This is a genomic window from Brevibacillus reuszeri, from assembly GCF_002897295.1.
GTDB classification, from domain to species: domain Bacteria; phylum Bacillota; class Bacilli; order Brevibacillales; family Brevibacillaceae; genus Brevibacillus; species Brevibacillus reuszeri_A.
Genome location: NZ_BEXF01000161.1, coordinates 1 through 257, shown reverse-complemented (window position 1 = coordinate 257; position 257 = coordinate 1). Strand labels below are relative to the sequence as shown.

The following is a 257-nucleotide window of genomic DNA, read 5'->3' as shown; positions in this document are numbered from 1 at the left end:
CAGGTTGATATTCCTGTACCACCTCTGTTCCGTTTGAGTGAGTGGCGTGACGCAGGAGGATAGGGTGAGCGGCCTACTGGATGGCCGTCCAAGCAGCAAGTGTGGTGTGTAGGCAAATCCGCACACCGTTAAGCACAAGCTGTGATGGCGAGGGAAATGTAAGTACCGAAGTCCCTGATTTCACACTGCCAAGAAAAGCGTCTAGCGAGGAACAAGGTGCCCGTACCGCAAACCGACACAGGTAGGCGAGGAGAGAA

1 rRNA gene is annotated in these 257 nt (G+C 54.5%); it reads left to right on the top strand.

The annotated features are described in order from the left end of the window. A 23S ribosomal RNA gene (locus C3B52_RS35990) occupies positions 1-257 on the top strand; the annotation flags it as partial.